Origin of the sequence: Chromobacterium piscinae (assembly GCF_021129175.1) — a bacterium.
Classification (GTDB): Bacteria; Pseudomonadota; Gammaproteobacteria; order Burkholderiales; family Chromobacteriaceae; genus Chromobacterium; species Chromobacterium piscinae.
This window is the reverse complement of the sequence record NZ_JAJOHV010000022.1, coordinates 90,954-115,617: the sequence shown is the minus strand read 5'-3', so window position 1 is coordinate 115,617 and position 24,664 is coordinate 90,954. Positions and strand designations below refer to the sequence as shown.

The following is a 24,664-nucleotide window of genomic DNA, read 5'->3' as shown; positions in this document are numbered from 1 at the left end:
CCTGGCAAAGAAAAAGCCGCCCCTGCGGGCGGCTTTTCTGCATCCGGGCGAGCCGGCTGATTACTTGGCGTACACCGGGAAGCGGTGGCACAGCGCGGTGGCCTTCTCGGCGATGCGGGCGATCAGCGCGTCGTCGTTCGGGTTGTCCAGCACGTCGGCTACCATATTGGCCACTTCGATGGCCTCGGCTTCCTTGAAGCCGCGGGTGGTGATGGCCGGGGAGCCGATGCGGACGCCGGAGGTGACGAACGGAGTTTCCGGGTCGTTCGGGATCGCGTTCTTGTTGACGGTGATGTGGGCGCGGCCCAACAGCGCGTCGGCTTGCTTGCCGGTCAGACCCTTGGCGCGCAGGTCGACCAGGAACACGTGGCTCTCGGTGCGGCCGGACACGATGCGCAGACCGCGCTCGGCCAGGGTCTTGGCCATGATGGCGGCGTTCTTCAGCACCTGCTGCTGGTATTCCTTGAATTCCGGCTGCAGCGCTTCCTTGAAGGCGACGGCCTTGGCGGCGATCACGTGCTCCAGCGGGCCGCCTTGCAGCGTCGGGAACACATTGCTGTTGATGCTCTTCTCGAACTCGGCCTTGGCCAGAATGATGCCGCCGCGCGGACCGCGCAGGGTCTTGTGGGTGGTGGAGGTCACGAAGTCGGCGTGCGGCACCGGGTTCGGGTACAGGCCCGCGGCCACCAGGCCGGCGTAGTGGGCCATGTCCACCATGAAGTAAGCGCCGACCTTCTTGGCGATCTGGCCCATGCGCTCGAAGTCGAAGCGCAAGGCGTAAGCGGACGCGCCGCCGATGATCAGCTTCGGCTTGGTTTCCATCGCCACGCGCTCCATGTCGTCGTAGTCGATTTCTTCCTTGTCGTTCAAGCCGTAGGCGACGATGTTGAACATCTTGCCGGACAGGTTGGCCGGGGAGCCGTGGGTCAGGTGGCCGCCGTGGCCGAGATTCATGCCCATCACGGTGTCGCCCGGCTTCAGGATGGAGAAGTACACAGCCTGGTTGGCCTGGGAGCCGGAGTGCGGCTGCACGTTGGCGTATTCGGCGCCGAACAGCTGCTTGACGCGGTCGATGGCCAGTTGCTCAACGACGTCCACATGCTCGCAACCGCCGTAGAAGCGCTTGCCCGGATAGCCTTCGGCGTACTTGTTGGTCAGCTGGGAGCCTTGGGCTTCCATGACGGCCGGGCTGGTGTAGTTTTCCGAGGCGATCAGCTCGATATGATCTTCCTGGCGTTGGCATTCCGCCGCGATGGCTGCGGCGAGTTCTGGGTCGAATTTGGCGATCGTCTGGTCAGCAGCGAACATCTTTGACTCATCCATCAAAGGGTTAACGATCCGGGCATTCTACACCAAATGCCCGGAACGAAACCTTAACGTGAAGCAAGCTCGCCGAGGCTCCGCCGCGCCTCTCACACCGCCCAGCAGGAACAGCCCAAGGCGCCGAAAAAGCCCTTGGCGTCCGATACCGGCAGCTCCGCGCCCCAGGCCCGCGCATGCTGGTGGCCATGCAGGCCGCAGGCGTTGGCGCAGCCGCAAGCGGCGGAGGCCTGGCGATGAAGCGAATGGCGGCCGGCGCCTTGCGGATCGCCCCAGGCGGCGTAGCCCTTGAAGGTCCGCGCCGGCGACCAGTCCGGCATCGCCGGCGGCAAGGAGTTGTCGTCCAGCTCGGCGAAGGCGCCGGCGGCGTAGACGATGCGGCCGCCCACCATGGTCAGCTCCGACACCAGGAAGGAGAGGTCATCCTCCGGGCAGGCGAAGAAATCCCGGTCCGGCACGATCAGATCGGCAAGCTGGCCAACCTCGATGCGGCCGCGCCCGCCCTCCTCGTTGGTGAACCAGGCGACGTTCTCGGTCCACATCCGCAGCGCGGTTTCGCGGTCCAGGCAGTTGCGCTGCGGGTAGAGCCGCAAGCCGCCGACAGTCTTGCCGGTGATCATCCAGGCCAGCGACACCCAGGGATTGTAAGAAGCGACGCGGGTGGCGTCGGTGCCGGCCGACACCTTCAAGCCCTTGTCCAGCATGCGGGCGATGGGCGGCGTCGCCTCGGCCGCCGCCGCGCCGTAACGCTCGACGAAGTACTCGCCCTGGTAAGCCATCCGGTGCTGCACCGCGATGCCGCCGCCCAGCGCGGCGATGCGGTCCATCGATCGCTCGGAAACGGTCTCGGCGTGGTCGAAGAACCAGTTCAGCCCCTGCAGGGGAATGTCGCGGTCTACTTTCTCGAACACGTCCAGCGCGCGGGAGATGGTTTCGTCATAAGTGGCATGCAGCCGCCACGGCCAACGGTTCTGCGCCAGGATGCGCACCACCTCCTCCAGCTCGCCCTCCATCTCCGGCGGCATGTCGGGCCGCGGCTGGCGAAAGTCCTCGAAATCGGCGGCGGAAAACACCAGCATCTCGCCGGCGCCGTTGTGGCGGAAATAATCGTCGCCCTGCTTGTAGCGGACGCTGCCGGTCCAGGCTAGGAAATCCTCTTTTTCCTCCTTGGGCTTCTGGGTGAACAGATTGTAGGCCAGCCGCACCGTCATCTGGCCGGCGTCGGCCAGTTGCTGGATCACCGCGTAATCGTCCGGATAATTCTGGAAGCCGCCGCCGGCGTCGATGACGCCGGTCACGCCCAGGCGGTTCAGCTCGCGCATGAAGTGGCGGGTGGAATTGAGCTGGTAGTCGAACGGCAGCTTGGGGCCCTTGGCCAGCGTCGCGTACAGGATGGCGGCGTTGGGCTTGGCCAGCAGCAGGCCGGTGGGATTGCCGCTGCCGTCGCGGACGATCTCCCCGCCCGGCGGCGCAGGCGTGTCTCGGCCATAGCCCACGGCACGCAGCGCCGCGCCGTTGAGCAGAGCGCGATCGTACAGATGCAGCAGGAAAACCGGCGTGTCCGGCGCGATGGCGTTGATCTCGTCCAGCGTGGGCAGGCGCTTCTCTACGAACTGATGCTCGGTGAAGCCGCCCACCACCCGCACCCATTGCGGCGCGGGAGTGACGGCCACCTGCCGCCGCAGCATGTCCATCGCGTCGGCCAGCGAGCGCACGCCGTCCCAGCGCAGCTCCATATTGAAGTTGAGGCCGCCGCGCACCAGGTGGGTGTGGTTGTCGACCAGGCCGGGCAAGACGCCGCGCCCCTTGAGATCGATCACGCGGGTGGCCGGGCCGGCCAGCGCCATGATCTCATGGTCCTCCCCCACCGCGAGGAAGCGGCCGTCCTTGACGGCGACTGCGCCGGCCAGCGGCTTGCGCCTGTCCAGCGTGGCGATGCGGCCATTGCGCAAAATCACATCGGCGGTAGCCATGATGGTTTCTCCCGGAATATTGGCCGCCGCCGGAAAGCGCATGCTGCCGGCGGCGGCGCGGCGATCAGCCTTCGTGGCCACCGAACATGGTTTTGGCGTAGCGGATGCCCAGGCCGTAGCCGCCGCCCAGCTTGGCGGCGATGCCGGTGGTCAGCTCATAGGTGTCGGCGCGCGCCCAATCGCGCTGCAGCTCCAGCAGGTACTGCAGCGAGGTGATGGGCCGCGCGCCAGCCTGCGCCATGCGCTGCATCGCGCGCTCGTGCGCCTCGGCCGAGATATCGCCGCAGGCATCGGCGATCACATAGACTTCGAAGCCCTGATCCAGCGCGGACAAGGCCGGGCCGACGATGCAGACGCTGGTCCACAGGCCGGCCAGCACGATGCGGCCCTTGCCGATCTGATTGACGCGGGCGATCACCGCGGCGTCCTCCCAGGTGTTCATCGACGTGCGGTCCAGCATGCGCAAGTCCGGGAACGGCGCGGTCACTTCATCGAACATCGGGCCGGAGAAGCTTTTCTCCGCCACGGTGGTCAGGATGGTGGACACGCCGAATCCGGCGGCGGCGCTGGCAACCAGGCCGGCGTTGTTGCGCAGCGTCGGCATATCGATGGAATGGGTGGCGAAGGCCATCTGCGACTGGTAGTCGATCATGATCAGCGTGTGGTCGCGCGGGGTCAGCAGCAAGGGGCTGGGTACGGCGGTTGCGGTCGGTTTCATCACGGTTTCTCCATTGTAAATATGCCGGCGGCCGGTTAGCGGGACGGGCGTCAGTGGGGGCCGCCGCCCCGCTGCTCGCCAAGCGTGTCATTCCCGGGTGTCCACCAGGATCAGTTCGGTGTCTTCGCCGGCCTCCACTCGGACCATGTCCTCGTCGCGGATGGCCGCGCCGTCGCCAGCCCGCAGCGCCACGCCGTTCACCCGGGCCGAGCCGGCCGACAGCACCAGATAGCCGCTGCGGCCCGCACCCAGCCGATAATCAGCGCTTTCACCGGCCTTCAGCGTGGCCCCCAGCACCCGGGCGTCGGCCCGTATCGGCAAGGCGCCGTCATCTCCGGCCATGCCGCTGGCCAGCGCGACGAAGGCGCCGGAGCGGTCGGCCTTGGGAAAAGGCTTGCTGCCCCAGGACGGCTCGCCGCCGCGGCTGTCCGGGTAGATCCAGATCTGGAAGATGCGGGTGGCGATCGGCTCCAGGTTGTATTCGGAATGGACGATGCCGCTGCCGGCGCTCATCACCTGCACGTCGCCGGCCTCGGTGCGGCCGCGGTTGCCCAGATTGTCCTCGTGGCTGATCGCGCCTTCGCGGACATAGGTGATGATTTCCATATCGGCGTGCGGATGCGGATCGAAGCCGGTGCCGGCGGCGATGGTGTCGTCGTTCCACACCCGCAGCGCGCCCCAGTGCATGCGCGCCGGGTCGCGGTAGTCGGCGAAGGAGAAATGGTGCTTGGCATCGAGCCAGCCGTGGCGGGCGGCGCCCAGGCTGGCGTGGGGGCGATGTTCGATCATGGCGTGCTCCTGCGATGGCGGAAGAATGATGTAGCCACTATAAACAGCCGATATCAGGATTAAAATGGAATAGATTGAATAGCATCATTTCTATTTTCATTATGATCAATGCGCCATCCTGGCAGTTGACTGATAGACTTCGGCATCCGTCCCGATTTTTCCGGCATAGAACATGAAACGACTCCCCGATCTGGAAGCCTGGGCCATCTTCGCCAAAGTGGCCGAATGCGGCTCCTTCGCCCGCGCGGCCGAGGAGCTCGCGCTATCGCAGGCCACCGTGTCCAAGGCGGTGACGCGGCTGGAGGCGCGGATCAAGGCCACGCTGCTGCACCGCACCTCCCGCCGGCTGTCGCTGACGGCGGCCGGCGACGCCGCGCTGGAGCGGGCGGCGCGCATCCTGGCGGAAGGCGAGGCGGTGGAGGCTGATGTCGCCGAGCAGTCCGGCAGCCTGCGCGGAACGGTGCGCGTCGCCGCGCCGATGTCCTTCGGCATCTCCCACCTGTCGCCCCTGCTGCCGGAATTCATGGCCCGCCACCCCGAGGTGGAGTTGGATTTTCACTTCAGCGACGAACAGGTGGACCTGGTGGCGAACCGGATGGACCTGGCCTTGCGCATCGCCTCGCCGGCCGATTCCAGCCTGCTGGCCAGACGCCTGTGCGCGGTGCGCATCCTGCTGGTGGGCGCGCCCTCGTATTTCGAACGCCACGGCCGGCCGGTCCATCCGAGCCAACTGACCGGGCACCGCGCCTTGCGCTACAGCAACGCGCCAAACCGCCATTGGCGCTTCCGCCATCCTCAAGAAGGAGAGTTCGCGCTGGACATGCCGACGGCGCTGAGCGTCAACAACGCGGAAGCGCTGGCGCCGGCGCTGCGGGCGGGGCTGGGACTGGCCTTGCAGCCGGAATTTCTGGCCTGGGAAGACTTGCAAGCGGGGCGGCTGGAGGCGGCGATGCTGGGCTGGGAGGTCGACCCCATCGCGCTGTACATCCTGACGCCGCCGGGACGCGGACGGCCGGCGCGCGTGCAGGCGCTGATCGACTATCTGGCGGGAAAGCTGGCCGGCGCGCCCTGGGTGCGGAGGGAAGACGCCGCCGGCTGACAGGCAAAGCAAAGCCCCGCGCCAGGCGGGGCCGATATTGCGAGGCTGCCGCCTTACAGATCGTCGGCGGTGAAAAACAGCGGGACGCCGTCGCGGCTTTCCGGCTGCAGCTCCGGCAGCACATGCACATCGCGCACATGGCATTCGCGCATCAGTTCGCGGAAGTTCTCTTCGATCAGCTTGACGTTGTCCAGCGACGCCAGCGGCCAGACGAAGCCTTCCCAATTGCGATCGTCGCCCTTGGCCGACAAGGTGAAATGCAGCTCGCCGTTGTCGTGGGCGGACAGGATGGCTACCGGCTCCTTGTCCAGCTCCCGCAGGCGGCGGATCTGGCTGCTGGCGAACACCTGCAGCGCCACTTCGAAACGGGCGAAATTGCCGGCCACCAGCGCCTGCATCGCCGGCAGCGGCGGACGGGCGATCGGGAACAGCGTCACGCCGTCGGTTTTCAGTTGCTCGCCGAGAAACTTCATCACCGGCATGCCCCAGGCGCCGACCGAGCCGCCCAGCTTCACCGGCGGCTCCGCGCCGTCGCGCAGAATCGCCGCGCCCAGCAGATAGCGCAGGAACACGCCCTCCTCTTTCACCGTGATCGGCGCCGGCTGATTCGGCAAGCTGGCGCGCGCGTCCGCGCCTTGGCGCGACATCTCGTACAGCTTGACGGCGTCGAGCCCGGTCAGGCTGTCAGGGTGCAGCAGCGCGCCGCCCAGCGCGGCGTCGCCGTCGGCGAACACGCCGTGCCGGCGCAGCAGATCGTTCAGGCCGTCGATATCGGCGATTTCAGCCGGCAGCGTCGCCTGCTCGCGGCTGCCCGCCACCAGCACCAGCGGCAGCGCGAACAACGCGACATTGGCGCTCCCGCCCTCCACGGTCTGGCGCAGCGCATCCCATACCACCTGGTAGCAGGCCTGCGACGGCACCATCGCCAGCGCGACGGAGATGGACAGCAGCTCGCGGCGCTGCAGCATCTCGTCCATCGCGCCCGCCAGCCCTTGGCGCCACATTTCGCGGTCGTCCGCATTCGGCGCGTCCAGCACCGACTGGGCGTGATGGATCAGGCGATTGGTCAGGGAAACCTGCGGGTGGTACTGGCGCGGATCGGGAAGAATATGGCGGACGGCGTCCATGGTGCTGACATCCTGCAACTATCGAAAACGCCTATTGTGGCACAGCCGCCACGTTCTTGCGCGGAGGGAAACGCGACATGCCAACGAGCTGAAGCAATGGAAAATCAGGCATTCCAGCTGGCAATGTATCAAGGCGCGACAAAAACTTACATTTCTCGACATTTTCGAAAACGCACATGTTGACACTCAGTACCGCAATCCGGATAATCCGTTCTCGTTGAGATGCAGCAATTGCTTCTTGATAGTTTCTCCTCTATTTCTCCTTTGTAGACTTGGCGCGGGCCGTAAGGCACCGCGCATTTTTTTTGCCTGCTCGTCACACAAACACCCCCGAAAATATTAAAAATCATTGCGATACGGACATTCCGTCACAATGAACCACCTGGATCACCGCGCTCCCGCAGCCCGTCATCCAAGCGGCGATGCTGCTTTTCCATCAATGCTCAGCAGTCTATCAAAATGCCATTGTTGTATAATTGAAAATATATCAATTCCATATGCATTTAACAGATATTTCATTTTCGAAACAAAACGAATCTTCAACGGACAGTATTGTTCGGTTTTTCACGAAGTGAACCGAGCAAGCTGGGGGAAAGGCGTGGGGAGGAATACCAGAACGGACCGCGCGCGGCTTGACGAGTTCCCTACTGTCTGACAGCGCCGGCATATGCTAACAGGATCGCGCTGCGGCATTATGACAATGATCAATACCCAATAACTTTCGCCCCCCCCTCCCAGACTGGCGTCGCCATCCATCGGACCAGGAACCGCCATCCCCGCCGTACGGTCTCAACCCTTCCCTTCGCCCAAACCTTTCCACATGCCGATACACAGTCTCCATCTCGCCGGGTTTCGCTCGATACGCAAGCTGACGCTTGAACTGGACTCGCTCAATGTCGTCGTCGGCCCCAATGGTTGCGGCAAATCCAATTTGTACAAGGCCATCCAGCTGCTGCATGCGGCGGCGGAGGGCCGGCTGTCCGCCGCTCTGGCCCAGGAAGGGGGCGCGCAGAAGGCGATGTGGGCCGGCGGCGCCCGCCGCGGCGACAAGGCGCGCGCGCCGAAGCGAATGATCCTGTCCGCCCGCCTGGACGACTACGACTACGAACTGCAGTTGGGCTATCCGGAACCCAGCCTCAGCCTATTCTCGCTGGACCCGCTGGTGAAGGAGGAAAGCCTATGGCTGGCCGGACACGGCCGGCGGCCTTCCACGCTGCTGCTGGAGCGCCGCAACCAGGCCGCCTTTCTCTGCGGCGTGGAGGGCGAGCGCAACAGCTACCCGGCCAGCCTGCGCGCCGAGGAGTCCATCTTCGGCCAGTTGGCCGAGCCCCACCGCTACCCGGAACTGTCGCAACTGCGCGAAACCCTGCGCAATTGGCGCTTCTACCACGAATTCGCCGTCTGGCCCGGCTCGCCGTTGCGCGCGCCCCAGGTCGGCATACGCTCGCCGGTGCTGGCGCACGACGGCGCCAATCTGGCCGCCGCGTTCCAAACCATCGTCGAGATCGGCGACCGCGAGCTGCTGGACAGCATGCTGGCAGATGCCTTCCCCGACTGCCGCTTTCTGGTGGACACGCAGCAAGGACGCTTCCAGATGCTGATGCAGCGCGACGGCCTGCTGCGGCCGCTGGAGGCCGCCGAATTGTCCGACGGCACGCTGCGCTTTCTGTGTCTGGCGGTGGCGCTGCTCAGTCCGCGGCCGCCCGCCTTCATGGCGCTGAACGAGCCGGAAAACAGCTTGCATCCGGCGCTGCTGCCGGCGCTGGCGCGGCTGATCGCCGAAGCCAGCCGCCACAGCCAGCTGTGGGTGACCAGCCACTCGCCGGAGCTGGCGGAACGCATCCGCCGCCATCGTCCGCTGAAAACCTTTCAGCTCACGCAGCAGGACGGCGAAACCCAGCTGCTGGACGACTGATCTTCGCAGCGCCCAAGCCGCCGCAAGGCGGCTTTTTTGCATGCTCTTTTTGGCTAAATTCGCCGATTTTCGCCCATATGCCAATCCAGTAACGCGATATGCGGGGAACTCCGGCCATAACGTCAAGGTCCTACCCCTGTCTTGTTTATTTTATTGAACACTATGTATAAAAAATTCTTCTCCCCTTTAATGGTTGCTTGGCTGATCCTGATGGCGGCCATCGTCTGTGAAATCGTCGGAACCTCGTTCATGGCGATCGCCGCCCGCAGCGGCGGCTATCTGGGTTATCTCTGGATGTCATTGGCGCTGGCCCTGTCTTATTACTTGTTATCCCTCGCCCTGCGCGCGATCTCGGTCGGCGTCGCCTACGCGGTATGGGAAGGTTTGGGCCTGGTCGGCCTGACCGCAGTCAGCGTCTGGCTATTCGGCGAAAAGCTGGTGCCGCAGGAAGTGCTGGGCCTGGGCCTCGCGCTGCTGGGTCTGGTCTTTGTGACGATGGGCGAAACCCATGACGAGGAGGCCGCGGCATGAAAACCGTATACCTCTTGTTCGTGCTGGCCTCGGCCTTGATTGAAGTGGGCGCCAACCTGATGCTGGAAAAATCCGACGGCTTCCGCCGCCGCGCCTGGGGCATAGGCGCCATCCTGCTGGTGTGGCTGGCCTTTGCCTTGTTGGGCCAAGCGGTGAAGGGCATGGACCTGGCGATCGCCTACGCCTTGTGGGGCTCCATCGGCATTCTCGGCACCGCCATCGGCGGCCGCCTGCTGTACAAGCAAAAACTGAAGCCGATCGGCTGGGCCGGCATCGGCATCGTCGCGGCGGCTGTGGTGACGCTGTCCACGGTATAAGTCAGCCAGGCCCGAAAATTCCACCGTCCCGAACGGGACTGCGGCGAAATTTTCAGGCCCGCCTGGAAACATGAGGAAGGGGAGGCGCTCGGCCTCCCCTTCTATTTCGACGTGTCGCCGTCGCCCCTAGCGGGGTGACGCACCCTACGCTTTTTTATTTGCGTTCGACCTGAGACACGTCGCGCACCGCGCCGGTGTCGGCGCTGGTGGTCATCGCCGCGTAGGCACGCAATGCCGGGCTGACAACTCGGTTACGGCCCAGCGGCTTCCAGGCATCGCGGCCTTTGGCCTCCATCGCCGCGCGGCGGCGCGCCAGCTCCTCGTCCGGCACCGCCAAATGAATCCGGCGGTTGGGGATGTCGATCTCCACCGTATCGCCCTCTTCCGCCAGGCCGATCGCGCCGCCTTCGGCCGCTTCCGGCGAAGCGTGGCCGATGGACAGGCCGGAGGTGCCGCCGGAGAAGCGGCCGTCGGTCAGCAAGGCGCAGGCCTTGCCCAGACCCTTGGACTTCAGATAGGAGGTCGGGTACAGCATCTCCTGCATGCCCGGCCCGCCCTTCGGCCCTTCGTAGCGGATGATGACGATGTCGCCGGCGACGATCTGGTCGGCCAGAATGCCCTCCACCGCCGCGTCCTGGCTCTCGAAAATGCGGGCGCGGCCGGTGAATTTGAGGATGGACTCGTCGACGCCGGCGGTTTTCACGATGCAGCCGCGCTCAGCGATATTGCCGTACAGCACCGCCAGGCCGCCGTCCTGCGAATAGGCATGCGCCTTGTCGCGGATGCAGCCGTCGGCGCGGTCGTCGTCCAGCGTCGGATAGCGCATGCTCTGGCTGAAGGCGATGGTGGTGGCCACGCCGCCCGGCGCCGCGCGGTAGAAGCGGCGCGCTTCGCTGTCCTCCGCCTGGCGCATCACATCCCAGGCCTCCAGCCCTTCGCCCAGCGTTCTGCTGTGCACGGTGGGCACGTCGCGATGGATCAGGCCGGCGCGATCCAGCTCCGCCAGGATCGCCACCACGCCGCCGGCGCGGTGCACGTCTTCCATATGATACTTCTGCGTCGCCGGCGCCACCTTGGACAGGCAGGGCACGCCGCGGCTGATGCGGTCGATGTCGGCCATCTTGAAGTCAACGCCCGCCTCGCTGGCGGCGGCCAGCAGGTGCAGCACGGTATTGGTGGAGCCACCCATCGCCACGTCCAGGCTCATCGCGTTCTCGAACGCCTCCTTGGTGGCGATGCCGCGCGGCAGGATGGAATAGTCCTCGCCCTCGTAGTGGCGCTTGGCCAGTTCCACGATCAGGCGGCCAGCCTTGAGGAACAGCTCTTTCCGGTCCGCGTGGGTGGCCACCAGGCTGCCGTTGCCGGGCAGGGACAGGCCCAGCGCCTCGGTCAGACAGTTCATCGAGTTGGCGGTGAACATGCCGGAGCAGGAGCCGCAGGTGGGACAGGCGGAGCGCTCGACGCGGTCGACGTCTTCGTCGGACACCGCGCTGTTGGCGGCCTCCACCATCGCGTCCACCAGGTCCAGCTTGCGCACTTCGTTGCCCCACTGCACCTTGCCGGCCTCCATCGGCCCGCCGGAGACGAACACCACCGGGATATTGAGCCGCATCGCCGCCATCAGCATGCCGGGGGTGATCTTGTCGCAGTTGGAGATGCACACTAGCGCGTCGGCGCAGTGGGCGTTGACCATGTATTCCACGCTGTCGGCGATCAGATCGCGGGAAGGCAGGCTGTACAGCATGCCGCCGTGGCCCATGGCGATGCCGTCGTCGATGGCGATGGTGTTGAATTCCTTGGCCACGCCACCGGCTTTTTCAATCTCGCGCGCCACCAGCTGGCCCATGTTCTGCAGGTGCACGTGGCCGGGCACGAACTGGGTGAAGGAGTTGGCGATGGCGATGATGGGTTTGCCGAAGTCGGCGTCGGTCATTCCGGTGGCGCGCCACAGCGCGCGGGCACCCGCCATATTGCGGCCGGCGGTGGAAGTGCGGGAGCGGTATTGAGGCATGATGCATCCTTAATCTGTAAACAAAACCGGTCGCTATTCCGTCACGCCAGCAGGGTAAGCTGGCGGCGGCTGGTCCGCGGGTGCCGGGTGGACCAACCAGGGAGCCGCATCGCCGCGGGTGAGCGGCGCGACGGCGGGGAACGCTTTCCGTATAATCTCGTCACATTTCTTTTACCGCAAACGCACATCACTGACAAATGCTGATTCATCCTCAGTTCGATCCGGTGGCCATCCACCTGGGCCCGCTGGCCGTTCATTGGTACGGCCTGATGTACCTGCTGGGCTTCGCCCTGTTCCTCACCATGGGCAAGTACCGCCTGAAAAACGGCAACGACGTGCTTACCGTGCCCCAACTGGACGACATGCTGATGTACGGCGCGGTCGGCGTGGTGGTCGGCGGCCGCCTGGGCGAGGTGCTGTTCTACCAGCCCGGCTACTATTTCAGCCATCCGCTGGAAATCTTCATGGTGTGGAAAGGCGGCATGTCCTTCCATGGCGGCTTCCTCGGCGTGCTGATCGCGGTGGCGATCTACGGCCGCAAGGTGGGCCGCGGCTTCTGGCAGCTGACCGACTTTGTCGCGCCGCTGGTGCCGCTGGGCCTGGCGGCCGGCCGCGTCGGCAACTTCATCAACGGCGAGCTGTGGGGCCGCGTGGCCAGCCCGGACCTGCCGTGGGCGATGCTGTTCCCGCAGGCACGCATGGAAGACATCGCCGAGGCGCAGCAATCGGCCGATCTGATGAACATGCTGATGCAGTACGGCGGCCTGCTGCGCCACCCGTCGCAGCTGTACGAGTTCGCGCTGGAAGGCATCGTGCTGTTCGGCGCGCTATGGATCTACAGCGCCAAGCCGCGCGCCACCGGCAAGGTGTCGGCGCTGTTCCTGATCGGCTACGGCCTGGCCCGCTTCATCAGCGAGTACTTCCGCAATCCGGACGCCGGCATTTTCGGCAAATCGGACGTGATCAGCATGGGCCAGTGGCTGAGCCTGCCGATGATCGTCATCGGCGTCGCGCTGTTTGCCTTCTTCAGCCGCCGCAAGCAAGGCTGAGCGGTTCCAACGCGAAAGGCCGGGACATCCCGGCCTTTTTTGCGTCCTGAAAACGGAAGACGCTGGCTTTAAAACAAATTCAGGAATATATAACTAATTTTTTATAATTTCTGGATATTAATTCATTCGGGTAAGATGGCGGCAATCCGCTTCACATCGGCACACAACCATACAAGGCTCGCCATGAAAAAGACCATCGCCGTCGCACTCGCCGTTGCCCTGACCTCCACCGCCGCCCTGGCCGACCGCCTGGACGACATCAAGAAAGCCGGCGTGCTGCGCGTCGCCGCCTTCGACAGCAACCCGCCGTTCGGCTTCCTGGACGCCAAAACCCGCCAGATCTCCGGCCTGGACGTCGACGTGGCCCAGCACATCGCCAAGAAGCTGGGCGTGAAGCTGCAATTGATCCCGACCAACCCGGCCAACCGCGTGCCGCTCTTGGTATCCGGCAAGGCCGACATCGTCGCCGCCAACTTCACCGTCACCGACGAGCGCAAGAAGCAGGTGGACTTCAGCCTGCCCTACTTCGCCTCCGGCCAGCAGTTCATCGTCCGCAAGGGCGCGCTGCAGAAGCCGGAACAGCTGGCCGGCCTGCGCGTAGGCGTGGACAAGGGCACCACCCAGGAAGTGTATCTGCGCGAGAAATACCCGAAGACCACCGTCGTCGCCTATGACGACACCCCGCTGGCCTTCACCGCGCTGCGCAACGGCAACGTACAGGCCATCACCCAGGATGGCTCCAAGCTGGCCGCGCTGTTGGCCAACGCGCCGGACAAGGCCAAGTACGAGCTGGCGCCGTTCACGCTGACCCGCGAATACCAGGCCATCGGCCTGCCCAAGGGCGAGGCGCGGCTGACCAAGGTGGTCAACGAGACGCTGCAGCAGTTGGAGAAGAGCGGCGACGCGGCCAAGATCTACGACCACTGGTTCGGCCCCAAGACCAAGGCGCCGCTGCCGCGCGACTTCAAGATCGGCGACGCGGCCTGATTCCGGCCCGTCCCGCTTCGCAACCGCCGGCGTCCCCGGCGGTTTTGCCGTTTCACCGCTGTAGAAAGACACACGCATGACACCACCCGCCTGGCTCGGCCACAACTGGCTGGAGCCGCATTACCTACTCTGGCTGGGCAAGGGCGCGCTGCTGACCGGCTGGCTGTCGCTGCTGGTCATCGCCGCCGCCAGCCTGCTCGGCATCGCCTTCACCGCGCTGCTGGACGGCGGCCCGCGGCCGCTGCGGCTGGCGACGCGGCTGTTTCTGGAATTGCACCGCAACACGCCGCTGATGGTGCAGCTGCTGCTGTGGTATTTCGGCGTGTCCGGCCTGCTGCCGGACGAGGCGAAAATCTGGCTGAACACCCCGCGCGCGCTGGCCTTGCCGTTCGATCTGACCCTGCCCTGGCCATCGTTCGAATTCCTGGCCGCCTTCACCGCGCTGACGCTGTACAGCGCCGCCTTCATCAGCGGCGAGCTGCAAGCCGGACTGAACGCGGTGCCCAAGGGCCAGCGGCTGGCGGCGCGGGCGCTGGGCATGAGCGGCTGGCAAGTGCTGCGCCTGGTGGTGCTGCCGCAGGCCTGGCAGCTGGTGAAGCGGCCGTTGGTCGGCCAGTACACCGCCATCGTCAAGAACACCTCGCTGACCATGGCGATCGGCCTGGCGGAGCTCTCCTACGCCTCGCGCCAGGTGGAGACGGAAACGCTGCTGGCCTTCCAATCCTTCGCCGCCGCCACCGCGCTGTATCTGGTCCTGGTGCTGATCACCCAGTTGCTGGCCCAGCGGCCGGAGCCTGAATGGAGGACGCTGCGATGATTCCGGCGGTGATACAAGACAATCTCGACTACCTCTTGTGGGGCAATCTGTCCGGCGGCGAACCCGGCGGCCTGCTGCTGACCGCGCTGTTGAGCCTGGCCGCGGCATTGCTGGCCAGCGGGCTGGGGCTGGCGCTGGGCATCGCCCAGCTGATGGGCGGCGCCGCGCTGCGGCGCGGCCTGATGGCCGCCACCGCGGTGCTGCGCGCGATCCCGGTGCTGATGCTGATCTTCTGGTGCTATTTCCTGCTGCCGCTGCTGTTCGGCGTCGACATCCCCGGCCTCGCGACCGTGATCCTGGCGCTGGCGCTGATCCACTCCGCCTATCTGGGCCAGGCGGTGCTGGCCGGCCTGGCGGCGGTCGGCCGCGGCCAATGGCACGCTGGGCTGGCGCTGGGCTTCTCGCGCTGGCAGACGCTGCGCTGGCTGATCCTGCCGCAGGCGCTGCGCATCATGCTGCCCTCCTTCGTCAACCAGTGGGTGTCGCTGCTGAAGGACAGCTCGCTGGCCTATATCGTCGGCGTCGCCGAATTCACCTTCGTCGCCACCCAGGTCAACAACCGCGAGCAGGTGTATCCGCTGGAAATCTTCAGCGCCATCGCCGTCGGCTATCTGCTGTTGTGCAGCCTGCTGCAATTCGGCGGGCACTTGGCCGCGCGTCGCTGGCGGCAACCGCGGACGCAGCCATAGCGCTTCAAGCCGGCGGCGTTTTCCGCTAAGGTGGCGCAGTTCCCTCTCCCTCTTTCATGCCATGCATCCAACCCATGCGGCGAACGACCGCGGCTTCTGGCGCATCCTACTGGTTTTCCTGAAGCTGGGCCTCACCTCCTTCGGCGGCCCGGTCGCCCACCTCGGCTATTTCCGCGCCGAATTCGTCGAGCGCCGCCGCTGGCTGCCGGAGCGCGATTACGCCGACCTGGTGGCGCTGTGCCAGTTCCTGCCCGGACCGGCCAGCAGCCAGGTGGGCATGGCGCTGGGCATGGCGCGCGGCGGACTGTCCGGCGCGCTGGCCGCCTGGCTGGGCTTCACGCTGCCGTCGGCGCTGTTGATGCTGCTGCTGGCGCTGGGCCTGTCGCATCACGCGCAGACCATTCCGCCCGGCGTCTTGCATGGACTGAAGCTGGCCGCGGTGGCGGTGGTGGCGCAGGCGGTGTGGAGCATGGCGCGCCAATTATGCCCCGACCGGCCGCGGCTAACGCTGATGGCCATCGCCTGCTGCCTGGCCTTGCTGATCGCCGCGACCTGGCTGCCGTTGGCCGTCATCACGCTGGCCAGCGCCGCCGGACGCCTGTGGCTGGCCGCTCCCGCCCCGGGCGTTGCCATTGCCGACGACGCTCCGATGCCCAGCCGCCGCCGCGGCGCGATCTGGCTGGCGCTGTTCTTCGCGCTGCTGGCCGGCCTGCCGCTGCTGGCTGCGGCCTGGCCCGGCTACCGGATGGCCCTGTTCGACGCTTTCTACCGTAGCGGCGCGCTGGTGTTCGGCGGCGGCCACGTGGTGCTGCCGCTGCTGGAAACCGCGTCCGTCGCCAGCGGCTGGGTGCCCAGGGATGCCTTCCTGGCCGGCTACGGCGCCGCGCAGGCGCTGCCCGGCCCGCTGTTCGCCTTCGCTGCCTTTCTCGGCACGGCCGGCGACGGCAGCTGGCAAAGCGGCGCGCTGGCGCTGATCGCCATCTTCCTGCCCGGCTTCCTGCTGCTGGCCGGCGCGCTGCCGTTCTGGCACCGGCTGCGCGCCGCGCCCGGCGCCCAATCGGCTCTGGCCGGCGTCAATGCCGCGGTGGTGGGCCTGCTGCTGGCCGCGCTGTACCATCCGGCCTGGAGCAGCTCGGTACGCGCGCCGGCCGACTTCGCGGCCGTTCTGCTGGCTTTACTGGCGCTGGCAGCATGGAAGCTGCCGCCCTGGCTGGTGGTGGGCCTGTGCGCGGCGGCTGGATGGCTGATGCTGTAAGCGCCGCGAACCAAGGCTCGCCCACGCAGACAGTGCCAAATCCGTACGACAAGGAGACGCGACGCAGGATCAGGAGTTTTGTCAGCGGGCCTAAATGGAAAAGCCCGCCTGAAGGCGGGCAGAGATGACTGGCGCGGTAACCGATCAGTCCAGATGTTTCTTGAAGAACTGCTCCATCGCGCCGTAGGCGGCGAAGCGGTTTTCCTCGTTGCGGAAGCCGTGGCCTTCGTTGTCCTTGACGATGTACTCGACGTCCACACCGCGCTTCTTCAACGCGTCGACGATCTGGTTGGACTCGTTGATGTTGACGCGCGGGTCCTTGGCGCCTTGCAACACCAGCAGCGGCGACTGGATGCGGTCGACGTGGAACACCGGCGAGCGCTCGCGCAGCAGGTCCTTGTCCTTCTCCGGATTGCCCACCATTTCGTACATCGAATCCAGAAACGGCTTCCAGTACGGCGGAATGGTGGTCATGAAGGTGAACAGATTGGACACCCCGACGTAATCCACCGCGCAGCGGTACAGTTCCGGCGTCTTGGTGATGCCGGACAAGGTGGCGTAGCCGCCGTAGCTGCCACCGTAGATGCACACCTTCTTCGGATCGGCCACGCCTTGCTTGACCAGCCAGTCAACACCATCGCTGACATCGTCCTGCATCTTGCCGCCCCACTCCTTGAACGAGGCTTCCCAGAACTGGCGGCCATAGCCGGTGGAGCCGCGGAAGTTCATCTGCAGCACCGCCCAGCCGCGGCTGGCGAAGAACTGCACTTCCGGATTGAAGCGCCAGCTGTCTCGATACCACGGTCCGCCATGCGGGTTGACGATCACCGGCAGGTCCTTGGCGTCTTCCTTGCCCTTGGGCAGCGTCAGGTAGCCGTTGATGGTCAGGCCGTCGCGGCTGCGGTACTGGATGGGCTTCATGCTGGCCATCTTGTCTTCCGGCAGCCAGGGCGTGATCTCGGCCAGCAGCGTCAGCTTGTCGCTCTTCTTGTCGTACAGATAGCGCTTGCCCTGGGTCTTGTCGCTCCAGGCCGCCACCACGAAACGGTCCTCGTTGCGATTGCCTGAGGTGATGTCCACCTGATAGCCCGGAAAGTGGGACTGCAGCTTGGCGTACAGTTCGCGCGATTGCGGATCGAAGCACTCGCGGCCCGGCTTGTCGGTCTCGAAGCCGGCGCAAGTGATCACCTTGCGCTTGTGCGAGAAGTCGAGTCCGGAAACATCGACATCCTGGCGCGCATAGATCTCCTTCACCTCCTTGCCGGTCTTGGGGTCGTACTCTACGATGGCGGCCTTGTCGCGACCCAGGCTGCTGGAAGCATAGAAGCGCTGGTTGTCGAAGGTGAAGAACAGCGGCGTGAAGTTCTCGCGGAAATTGGTGGTCATCAGCTTGCGGAATTTGCCGCCGGGCTGGTCGCGGTATAACACCGTGTTGTTGACGCCGTCGGTCTCGATCGCGATGCGGATATTGCCCTTGTGATCGGTGATCCAGTTGGCCACCTTGCCCGGGTTTTCCGCTTCCAGGGTCAGCTTGCCGGTCTGCAGGTCGATGCGGTAGACGTCGAAGATCTCCGGGTTGCGCTTGTTCAGGCTGATCAGCAGTTGCTTGTCGTTGTCGATCAGACCATCGACGATCTCGGCGCGCACACCGGGAAACGGCGTCAGATCACGGGTCTTGCCGCTCTTCAGGTCCACGCTGTACAGGTGGAAATTCTCGTCGCCGGCATTGTCCTTGACGTACACCAGCCTGTCGTTGCCCTTCCAGAAATAACCGGACAGGTCGCGGTCCTTGATCGCGGTGACGCGCTTGTCCGGCTGGCCTGGGCGGCGCACCACGATATTGCGGCGCGACTCCCACGGCGACAGGAAGGCCACGCTCTTGCCGTCCGGCGACACCGTGAAGTTGCTTTGCTCGGGATTGCGGAAAAAGTCGCGCAGCGGGATATCCGCCGCCAACGCGGAACCAGACAGCAGCGACGCCAGCAGCACAGTCAGAGTTTTCGTTTTCAACACGGTTTCTTTCTTGATAGGGACGTGGAATCCGGCCATCGTAGCGGCCCGGCGCCAAGCGCGGTTTCGCGCGGAAAAATGATGGTACTGCCAGGCCACCCAGCCATCAACATGCAAATGGAATTATGCTTAATTAAAATTTTCATAACAAAAACCACAAGAAAAAAGCAGGAAGCATCTCGCATTTGACAGCCATCAAGCAGGATGAATCAGATAACCGGAAACCAACGACACAAGGCGTAAGCTGGCGCGATCCTCACTCCCGGAGCATACGATGAGCCGCCTCCTCCCTTCGCTGACATTTCTCGCCGCCGCGCTGGCCAGCCTGCCCGCCGGCGCCTCTCCGGCCGCGCCCGACTATGTCGATCCCGGCCAGTTTCTCCAGTCCGCCGGCCAGCGCGTGCTGCCGCCCGACATTCCCTGGAACGGCAAAAGCCAGCAGTTCGCCGCAACCAAAGACGATCCCTGGGCCACGCCGCTAGAAGCCTCCGGTTTCGCCCACACGCCGCCCTACCCGGAAACGCTGGCCTATCTGCAAAAGCTGGCGGCGGCGAAGCCCGATTTGATCCAGCTGACCGAGCTGCAAGAGAAAACCGGCGAGGGCCGGCCGTTCATGATGGCGGTGGCGTCCAGCAGCGCCGACAAGTCCGCGGCCGGACTCAAGGCTTCCGGCAAGCCGACGGTCTACATCGAAGCCGGCATCCACCCGGGCGAAGCCAACGGCAAGGACGCCGGCCTGATGCTGCTGCGCGACCTGACCGTCGGCGGCGCGCAGCGCGCCTTGCTGGACAAGGTGAACATCCTGTTCGTTCCCACCGTCAACATCGACGGCGACGTGCGCTATGGCAAATACGGCCGCATCAACCAGAATGGTCCGGACGAGACCGGCTGGCGCGTCAACAGCCGCAACCTCAACCTGAACCGCGACTTCGCCAAACTGGACAGCCCGGAAATCCGCAACGTGGCGCGCGTGCTCGGCCAGTACCAGCCGGACTTCTTCATCGACACCCACAGCACCGACGGCGTCAATTACCAGTACGACGTCACCTACTGCAACAACGGCCAGGGCTGGTCGCTGGCGTCCAGCCGCTGGATGGACCAAGTGATGACGCCCTATGTCTACAGCCAGCTGCGCGCCTACGGCCACGAACCCAACGTTTGCATCTCGATGAACGACAACGAGGACATCGGCAAGGGCTACTACCCCTACTACAGCGATCTGGCGCGCTTCTCCAACCAGTACGCCGACGTGCGCGGCATCCCCGCCATCCTGGTGGAGCTGCACGCGCTCAAGCCGTACAAGCAGCAGGTGCTGGGCAATTACGCGCTGTACAAGGCCATCCTGGAAAGCGTAGCCGCCAATCGGGACAGCCTGCGCGCCGCCATCGCCGCTGACCGCGCGGCGCGGCCCAAGAACGTGACGCTGACCTGGAAAGCGGCCGACGGCCAGCCGCAGATGGTGGACTTCAAGGGCGTGAAATTCGACAAGGCGCAATCGCCGATCACCGGCGACAAGATCGTGCGCTGGAGCAACCAGCCGCAGGACTACAAGATCCCGATCACGCCGCAATCCGAGCCCGATCTGGTCGTCGCGCGGCCCAAGGCCTACGTGGTGCCGGCGCAATGGCGGGAAGTGATAGACAGGCTGAAGACGCACGGCATCGCCATGACCACGCTGGACAAGCCGACCGCGCTGGACGTCACCGCCTACCGGCTGGACGAGGTCAAGCTGGGCACGCCGTTCGAACCGGACCGCGAATCGGCCGACAAGATTCCCGGCTACGAAGGCCGGCTGCTGATCAGCGGCAAGCCGGTGGCGATGCCGCGCAAGGTCACTTATCCGGCCGGCTCGGTGTTGATCAACCCCGACCAGCCGCTGGGCGCGCTGGCCATGGTGCTGCTGGAGCCGTCCAGCCCGGACTCCTTCCTCAGCTGGGGCTTCTTCAACGCCAACCTGACCTCGGCCGAAGCGCCTGAAGCCTATGTGATGGAGCCAATGGCGCGGCGGATGCTGGCGGAAAGCCCGGAACTGCGCAAAGCCTTCGCCGCCAGGCTCAAGTCCGACCCCAAGTTCGCCAAGGACCGCAACGCCCGGCTCAACTGGTTCTACGAGCGCACGCCGTTCGCCGACAGCAACCGCTACCTCTACCCGGTTGGCATCATCCGCTGAGCACGCTCTGGCCGCCCGCCACGGCGGCCGGGTCTACAATGCAGGTGTCGGCGGACGACATGCCCGCCGACAGCACGACCCAACCGTGATCCGTCTCCTGGAGCCCCCGCGATGCAAGGCTACCAACTGTCGTTCTTCACCCAGCAGGGACACCGCCATCACGGTGTGCCGCTGGCGGAATGGATCTTGCAGGAAGCCCACAGGCTGGGCATAGGCGGCGCCACGCTGTTCGCCGCCAGCGAGGGCTTCGGCGGCGACCGCCGCATCCACGCCGCCCGCTTCTTCGAGCTGGCCGACCAGCCCGAGGAGGTGACGATGGCGCTCAGCTCGCAGGAGGCCGAGCTGTTGCTGGACCGCTTGCGCGGCGAAGGCATCAAGGTGTTCTATGTGAAGACGCCGGTGGAATACGGCATGCTGGGAGAGAAGTAAGGCCGGGGTTTGGCTCAAAATGGCGAAGACCGTCCCGACCCCGCAGGGCGACGAGACGGTCCGGGCGATTGCGCGGGAAATCAGAATGTCACATCGAAGCCTGCATCCGCGACTGCCGCAGCCAGCTCCTCAGGCGATACCGTTTCAGCGTCGTAAGCCACGCGCGCCTGTTTTTCCTCCAGGCTCACCTGGGCATCGCTGACGCCGGCCATGCCGTTCAGCACGCCGGTCACACTCTTCACGCAGCCGCCGCATGTCATGCCGTCTATGTTCAAAACCAGTTCTGCCATGTTCATCTCCATCGTTAGAACAAAAGTTGGTTAAAGCTTCAGCGCCAGCGCCGAAGCAGCAAAGAGTTGGACACCACCGACACCGAGCTCGCCGCCATCGCCGCGCCGGCGATCACCGGGTTCAGCATGCCGGCGGCCGCCAGCGGAATGCCCAGCACGTTGTAAACGAAGGCAAAAGCCAGGTTCTGGCGAATCTTGGCCAGGCTGGCGCGCGACAGGCGGATGGCGTCCACCGCGTGCGCCAGGTCGCCGTGCATCAGCGTGATGTCGGCGGCGGCGATGGCCACGTCGGAGCCCGCGCCCATCGCTAGGCTGACGTCGGCCGCGGCCAGCGCCGGCGCGTCGTTGACGCCGTCGCCCAGCATCGCCACCTTACTGCCCTGCTGTTGCCAGTATTTGACCACATCGGCCTTGTCCTGCGGCTTCATGCCGGCGCGCCATTCGTCTATGCCGGCCTCGGCGGCGATGCTGCGCGCGGTGCTCTCATGATCGCCGGTCAGCATCACCACCTTGACGCCCAGCCCGCGCAGCGCGGCGACCGCGCCCTTGGAGCTGCCGCGCAGCGGATCGGCCAGCGCTAGCAGGCCCAGCGGCTTGTCGTCCAAGCTGACTGCCACCACCGTGCATCCTTCCAGCGGCCAGACGGCCGCTTCGGCCGGCAGGTCCAGGCCTATCCAGGACGGCACGCCCACTTTGACCGTGCCCACGCCCGGCAGCGCGGCCTCGACGCCGTTGCCGACATCGGCGCGGAAACGCTCGCAGGCCAGCAGCGGCAGTTCCGACTCCTTCGCCCGCTGCAGCAAAGCGTGGGCCAGCGGATGCTCGGAGCCGGCTTCGGCGCTGGCGGCCAGCTGGATCAACCGGTTTTCATCACCGTCCAGCGCCAGCGCGTGGCGCAGGGTCGGCCGACCCTCGGTCAGCGTGCCGGTCTTATCCACCAACAGCACGTCCACCTTGCCGGCCTGCTCCAGCGCCGCGGCGTTGCGGAACAGGATGCCGCGGCGCGCGCCGTTGCCCACGCCCACCATCACCGCGGTCGGCGTGGCCAGGCCCAGCGCGCACGGGCAGGCGATCACCAGCACCGCCACCGCGTGGATCAGGGCCTGCGCCCAGTTGCCGTTCAGCCAGCCGGTCAGTAGGAAAGTCAGCAGCGCCACCGCGCTGACCGCCGGCACGAATACCGCCGAAATGCTGTCGGCCAGACGCTGGATCGGCGCCTTGCTGCCCTGGGCAGCCGCCACCATGCGCACGATCTCGGCCAGCTGGGTATCGCCGCCGACGCCGGTGGCGCGCACCTTGAGCATGCCGTCCTGGTTGCGGGTGGCGGCGTAGACCTTGTCGCCGGCCTGCTTGGCCACCGGCCGGCTCTCGCCGGTCAGCATGCTCTCGTCCAGCCAAGCCTGGCCGCCCACCACCTCGCCGTCCACCGGCAGGCTGTCGCCGTGGCGCACCACCACCACGTCGCCGCGCTGCAGCTTGTCCACCGCCACCTCGACCAGCTCGCCATCGCGCTCGACGCGGGCGGTGCGGGGTGCCAGCTTCACCAGCGCGGCGATCGCCGCCGAGGTCTTGCCCTTGGCCCTCGCCTCCAGCAGCTTGCCCAGCAACACCAGCGTGATCACCGCCGCGCTGGCCTCGAAATACACATGCTGGCCCTCAAGCTCCAACAAGGTCACCGCAGCCGACAGCAGCCAGGCCATGCTGGTGCCCAGCGCCACCAGCACGTCCATATTGGCGACGCCGCCGCGCAACGCCTGCCAGGCGCCGCGGTAGAAACGCCAGCCGACGATGAACTGCACCGGCGTCGCCAGCGCCAGCTGCCACATCCTGGGCAGCCAGCCGTGGTGGCCGCCAGCAAACATCGCCGCCATTTCCACCATGAAAGGCAGCGTCAGCAACGCCGACGCGGCGAACCACGCCAACTCGCGGCGGTAGCGGGCGGCGGCTTCGGCCTCGCCGCCGCCATCCTCGCGCAACAAAGGCTCGAAACCCGCCTTGCGCACCGCATCCAGCACCCGGTCGCGGTCCATCAATCCTGGCAAGAAATCCACCCGCGCCGACTCGGCGGCGAAGTTAACGCTGGCCTCCACGCCCGGCAATCGGCCCAACGCCTTTTCCAGCCGGGCCGCGCAGGCGGCGCAACTCATGCCGCCGATGCCCAGCTCCAGCGTCTGGCGCGGCACATCGAAACCGCAGCGGACGATGGCGTCCACCAGTTGCTGCGGCTTGGTTTGGTCCGGGTCGTAGCGCAGCTGGGCGCTTTCATTGGCGAAGCTGACCGCCGCTTCCACGCCGTCCATGCGGTTCAGCTGCTTCTCGATGCGGGCCGCGCAGGCGGCGCAGCTCATGCCGGCGACCGGCAGCGTCAACAGGGATTGTGTCATCGCATCCTCCTGCCTTCGTTATACCCCCATGGGGTATTAAACGCAAGAGTGGAAAGACCCGCTCCCCCTTTACCCGCGGGCCTGCCCGTGTTAACAAGATGGAAGACGACAACAACAAGGTAGTCCCATGCCCCTGAAACGCTATGGTGCCGACTGCGCATTGCTGGTGGTGGATGTGCAGAACAGTTTCTGTCCGGGCGGCGAGCTGGCCGTGCCGGGCGGAGACGAAGTGGTGCCCTTGATCAACCACCTGTCGCTGCTGTTCGAAAACGTGGTGCTGACCCAGGACTGGCATCCGGCCGGGCACGTGTCGTTCGCCTCCCGCCATCCCGGCATGCAGCCCTTCCAGAGCCTGGACCTGCCCTACGGCCCGCAAACGCTGTGGCCGGACCACTGCGTCGCCGGCAGCCATGGCGCCGGCTTCCACTCCGAGCTGGAGACCCAACATGCCCGGCTAATCGTGCGCAAGGGCGTCCACGCCCAGGTGGACAGTTATTCCGCCTTCGTCGAAGCCGACCGCGCCACCACCACCGGCCTGGCCGCTTACTTGAACGCTCTGGGCGTCAAAAAGGTATGGCTGGCGGGTCTCGCCACTGATTTCTGCGTCGCCTGGAGCGCCATCGACGCCCGCGCCGCGGGTTTCGAGACCTTCGTGGTGGAGGATGCCTGCCGGGCGATAGACATGGACGGCTCGCTGGCCGAGGCCTGGATGAAGATGCGCCAGGCCGGCGTCAAGCGGCTGCGCTCCGACGAGGTGTAAAACACAATCAGCCGGTGCATTGCC

21 protein-coding genes are annotated in these 24,664 nt (G+C 65.6%); 12 read left to right on the top strand and 9 right to left on the bottom strand.

Annotation, left to right across the window (positions count from 1 at the left end; translation table 11 throughout):
* Positions 1-60: 60 nt before the first annotated feature.
* The 4 genes from glyA to LQR33_RS07975 all read right to left on the bottom strand — a co-directional run bounded on the left by glyA (position 61) and on the right by LQR33_RS07975 (position 4,800).
* Complete coding sequence (glyA, locus tag LQR33_RS07990; protein WP_021476990.1) at positions 61-1,308, bottom strand: serine hydroxymethyltransferase; 1,248 nt, start codon at positions 1,306-1,308, stop codon at positions 61-63.
* A 104-nt stretch (positions 1,309-1,412) separates the two neighbouring features.
* Positions 1,413-3,293: an amidohydrolase gene (locus LQR33_RS07985; RefSeq protein WP_231468272.1), complete on the bottom strand. Its 1,881-nt coding sequence runs from the start codon at positions 3,291-3,293 to the stop codon at positions 1,413-1,415.
* A 64-nt stretch (positions 3,294-3,357) separates the two neighbouring features.
* Complete coding sequence (locus LQR33_RS07980) at positions 3,358-4,011, bottom strand: hydrolase (protein WP_231468270.1); 654 nt, start codon at positions 4,009-4,011, stop codon at positions 3,358-3,360.
* An 87-nt stretch (positions 4,012-4,098) separates the two neighbouring features.
* Positions 4,099-4,800 (bottom strand): pirin family protein, encoded by a 702-nt coding sequence (locus tag LQR33_RS07975; protein ID WP_231468268.1) that lies wholly within the window; start codon positions 4,798-4,800, stop codon positions 4,099-4,101.
* A gap of 172 nt (positions 4,801-4,972) precedes the next feature.
* On the opposite strand from LQR33_RS07975, the gene LQR33_RS07970 reads away from it, so the two are divergent.
* Complete coding sequence (locus tag LQR33_RS07970) at positions 4,973-5,899, top strand: LysR family transcriptional regulator (protein WP_231468267.1); 927 nt, start codon at positions 4,973-4,975, stop codon at positions 5,897-5,899.
* A 53-nt stretch (positions 5,900-5,952) separates the two neighbouring features.
* On the opposite strand, the gene LQR33_RS07965 is transcribed toward LQR33_RS07970, so the two are convergent.
* Positions 5,953-7,026, bottom strand: coding sequence for a hypothetical protein (locus LQR33_RS07965; RefSeq protein WP_231468265.1), 1,074 nt, complete (start codon positions 7,024-7,026; stop codon positions 5,953-5,955).
* Positions 7,027-7,846: 820 nt separating this feature from the next.
* Here LQR33_RS07965 and LQR33_RS07960 point away from each other — a divergent pair.
* The 3 genes from LQR33_RS07960 to LQR33_RS07950 all read left to right on the top strand — a co-directional run bounded on the left by LQR33_RS07960 (position 7,847) and on the right by LQR33_RS07950 (position 9,789).
* Positions 7,847-8,941: an AAA family ATPase gene (locus LQR33_RS07960; RefSeq protein WP_221667674.1), complete on the top strand. Its 1,095-nt coding sequence runs from the start codon at positions 7,847-7,849 to the stop codon at positions 8,939-8,941.
* Positions 8,942-9,130: 189 nt separating this feature from the next.
* Positions 9,131-9,472, top strand: coding sequence for an SMR family transporter (locus tag LQR33_RS07955; RefSeq protein ID WP_021476983.1), 342 nt, complete (start codon positions 9,131-9,133; stop codon positions 9,470-9,472).
* Positions 9,469-9,789, top strand: coding sequence for an SMR family transporter (locus tag LQR33_RS07950; RefSeq protein WP_021476982.1), 321 nt, complete (start codon positions 9,469-9,471; stop codon positions 9,787-9,789). Before LQR33_RS07955 ends, LQR33_RS07950 begins: the two co-directional genes overlap by 4 nt.
* Positions 9,790-9,943: 154 nt before the next feature.
* Here LQR33_RS07950 and ilvD read toward each other — a convergent pair whose 3' ends face one another.
* On the bottom strand, positions 9,944-11,800 hold the full coding sequence (gene ilvD, locus LQR33_RS07945; protein WP_231468263.1) for a dihydroxy-acid dehydratase: 1,857 nt from the start codon (positions 11,798-11,800) through the stop codon (positions 9,944-9,946).
* A 197-nt stretch (positions 11,801-11,997) separates the two neighbouring features.
* On the opposite strand from ilvD, the gene lgt reads away from it, so the two are divergent.
* The 5 genes from lgt (at position 11,998) to chrA (ending at position 16,597) form a co-directional block, all read left to right on the top strand.
* Positions 11,998-12,849, top strand: a complete 852-nt coding sequence (gene lgt / locus LQR33_RS07940) for a prolipoprotein diacylglyceryl transferase (RefSeq protein WP_104946364.1) — start codon at positions 11,998-12,000, stop codon at positions 12,847-12,849.
* Positions 12,850-13,032: 183 nt separating this feature from the next.
* Entirely contained in the window at positions 13,033-13,836 is an 804-nt protein-coding gene (locus LQR33_RS07935; RefSeq protein ID WP_231468261.1) for an ABC transporter substrate-binding protein, read from the top strand.
* Positions 13,837-13,912: 76 nt separating this feature from the next.
* Complete coding sequence (locus LQR33_RS07930) at positions 13,913-14,653, top strand: amino acid ABC transporter permease (RefSeq protein WP_231468259.1); 741 nt, start codon at positions 13,913-13,915, stop codon at positions 14,651-14,653.
* On the top strand, positions 14,635-15,342 hold the full coding sequence (locus LQR33_RS07925; RefSeq protein ID WP_231468258.1) for an amino acid ABC transporter permease: 708 nt from the start codon (positions 14,635-14,637) through the stop codon (positions 15,340-15,342). Before LQR33_RS07930 ends, LQR33_RS07925 begins: the two co-directional genes overlap by 19 nt.
* A 61-nt stretch (positions 15,343-15,403) precedes the next feature.
* The gene (chrA, locus tag LQR33_RS07920; protein ID WP_231468256.1) at positions 15,404-16,597 is read left to right on the top strand and encodes a chromate efflux transporter; all 1,194 of its coding nucleotides are present in this window, start codon (positions 15,404-15,406) and stop codon (positions 16,595-16,597) included.
* A 144-nt stretch (positions 16,598-16,741) separates the two neighbouring features.
* On the opposite strand, the gene LQR33_RS07915 is transcribed toward chrA, so the two are convergent.
* Positions 16,742-18,610, bottom strand: a complete 1,869-nt coding sequence (locus LQR33_RS07915) for a S9 family peptidase (protein WP_231178733.1) — start codon at positions 18,608-18,610, stop codon at positions 16,742-16,744.
* A 271-nt stretch (positions 18,611-18,881) separates the two neighbouring features.
* Between LQR33_RS07915 and LQR33_RS07910 the strand changes: the two genes are divergently transcribed.
* Entirely contained in the window at positions 18,882-20,777 is a 1,896-nt protein-coding gene (locus LQR33_RS07910; RefSeq protein ID WP_231468254.1) for a M14 family metallopeptidase, read from the top strand.
* Between the two features lie 111 nt (positions 20,778-20,888).
* The gene (locus LQR33_RS07905) at positions 20,889-21,206 is read left to right on the top strand and encodes a DUF190 domain-containing protein (protein WP_166438954.1); all 318 of its coding nucleotides are present in this window, start codon (positions 20,889-20,891) and stop codon (positions 21,204-21,206) included.
* Between the two features lie 80 nt (positions 21,207-21,286).
* Here the strand turns inward: LQR33_RS07905 and LQR33_RS07900 are convergent, their stop codons facing one another.
* Together LQR33_RS07900 and LQR33_RS07895 are read right to left on the bottom strand one after the other, a co-directional pair.
* Complete coding sequence (locus LQR33_RS07900; RefSeq protein ID WP_021476973.1) at positions 21,287-21,496, bottom strand: heavy-metal-associated domain-containing protein; 210 nt, start codon at positions 21,494-21,496, stop codon at positions 21,287-21,289.
* Between the two features lie 38 nt (positions 21,497-21,534).
* A complete protein-coding gene (locus tag LQR33_RS07895) occupies positions 21,535-23,880 on the bottom strand; it encodes a heavy metal translocating P-type ATPase (protein ID WP_231468253.1) in 2,346 nt (781 codons plus the stop codon).
* Positions 23,881-24,007: 127 nt separating this feature from the next.
* Here LQR33_RS07895 and pncA point away from each other — a divergent pair, with 127 nt between their 5' ends.
* Entirely contained in the window at positions 24,008-24,640 is a 633-nt protein-coding gene (gene pncA, locus LQR33_RS07890) for a bifunctional nicotinamidase/pyrazinamidase (protein ID WP_231468251.1), read from the top strand.
* Positions 24,641-24,664: the final 24 nt, after the last annotated feature.

Excerpts from the sequence above, each read along its gene's own strand:
- LQR33_RS07965 (WP_231468265.1), bottom strand. The coding sequence starts at position 7,026 with ATGGACGCCGTCCGCCATATTCTTCCCGATCCGCGCCAGTACCACCCG.
- LQR33_RS07985 (WP_231468272.1), bottom strand. The coding sequence starts at position 3,293 with ATGGCTACCGCCGATGTGATTTTGCGCAATGGCCGCATCGCCACGCTG.
- LQR33_RS07975 (WP_231468268.1), bottom strand. The coding sequence starts at position 4,800 with ATGATCGAACATCGCCCCCACGCCAGCCTGGGCGCCGCCCGCCACGGC.
- LQR33_RS07935 (WP_231468261.1), top strand. The coding sequence starts at position 13,033 with ATGAAAAAGACCATCGCCGTCGCACTCGCCGTTGCCCTGACCTCCACC.
- LQR33_RS07970 (WP_231468267.1), top strand. The coding sequence starts at position 4,973 with ATGAAACGACTCCCCGATCTGGAAGCCTGGGCCATCTTCGCCAAAGTG.
- LQR33_RS07930 (WP_231468259.1), top strand. The coding sequence starts at position 13,913 with ATGACACCACCCGCCTGGCTCGGCCACAACTGGCTGGAGCCGCATTAC.
- LQR33_RS07910 (WP_231468254.1), top strand. The coding sequence starts at position 18,882 with ATGAGCCGCCTCCTCCCTTCGCTGACATTTCTCGCCGCCGCGCTGGCC.
- LQR33_RS07900 (WP_021476973.1), bottom strand. The coding sequence starts at position 21,496 with ATGGCAGAACTGGTTTTGAACATAGACGGCATGACATGCGGCGGCTGC.
- chrA (WP_231468256.1), top strand. The coding sequence starts at position 15,404 with ATGCATCCAACCCATGCGGCGAACGACCGCGGCTTCTGGCGCATCCTA.
- lgt (WP_104946364.1), top strand. The coding sequence starts at position 11,998 with ATGCTGATTCATCCTCAGTTCGATCCGGTGGCCATCCACCTGGGCCCG.
- LQR33_RS07960 (WP_221667674.1), top strand. The coding sequence starts at position 7,847 with ATGCCGATACACAGTCTCCATCTCGCCGGGTTTCGCTCGATACGCAAG.
- glyA (WP_021476990.1), bottom strand. The coding sequence starts at position 1,308 with ATGTTCGCTGCTGACCAGACGATCGCCAAATTCGACCCAGAACTCGCC.
- pncA (WP_231468251.1), top strand. The coding sequence starts at position 24,008 with ATGCCCCTGAAACGCTATGGTGCCGACTGCGCATTGCTGGTGGTGGAT.
- LQR33_RS07905 (WP_166438954.1), top strand. The coding sequence starts at position 20,889 with ATGCAAGGCTACCAACTGTCGTTCTTCACCCAGCAGGGACACCGCCAT.
- ilvD (WP_231468263.1), bottom strand. The coding sequence starts at position 11,800 with ATGCCTCAATACCGCTCCCGCACTTCCACCGCCGGCCGCAATATGGCG.
- LQR33_RS07955 (WP_021476983.1), top strand. The coding sequence starts at position 9,131 with ATGGTTGCTTGGCTGATCCTGATGGCGGCCATCGTCTGTGAAATCGTC.
- LQR33_RS07925 (WP_231468258.1), top strand. The coding sequence starts at position 14,635 with ATGGAGGACGCTGCGATGATTCCGGCGGTGATACAAGACAATCTCGAC.
- LQR33_RS07895 (WP_231468253.1), bottom strand. The coding sequence starts at position 23,880 with ATGACACAATCCCTGTTGACGCTGCCGGTCGCCGGCATGAGCTGCGCC.
- LQR33_RS07950 (WP_021476982.1), top strand. The coding sequence starts at position 9,469 with ATGAAAACCGTATACCTCTTGTTCGTGCTGGCCTCGGCCTTGATTGAA.
- LQR33_RS07980 (WP_231468270.1), bottom strand. The coding sequence starts at position 4,011 with ATGAAACCGACCGCAACCGCCGTACCCAGCCCCTTGCTGCTGACCCCG.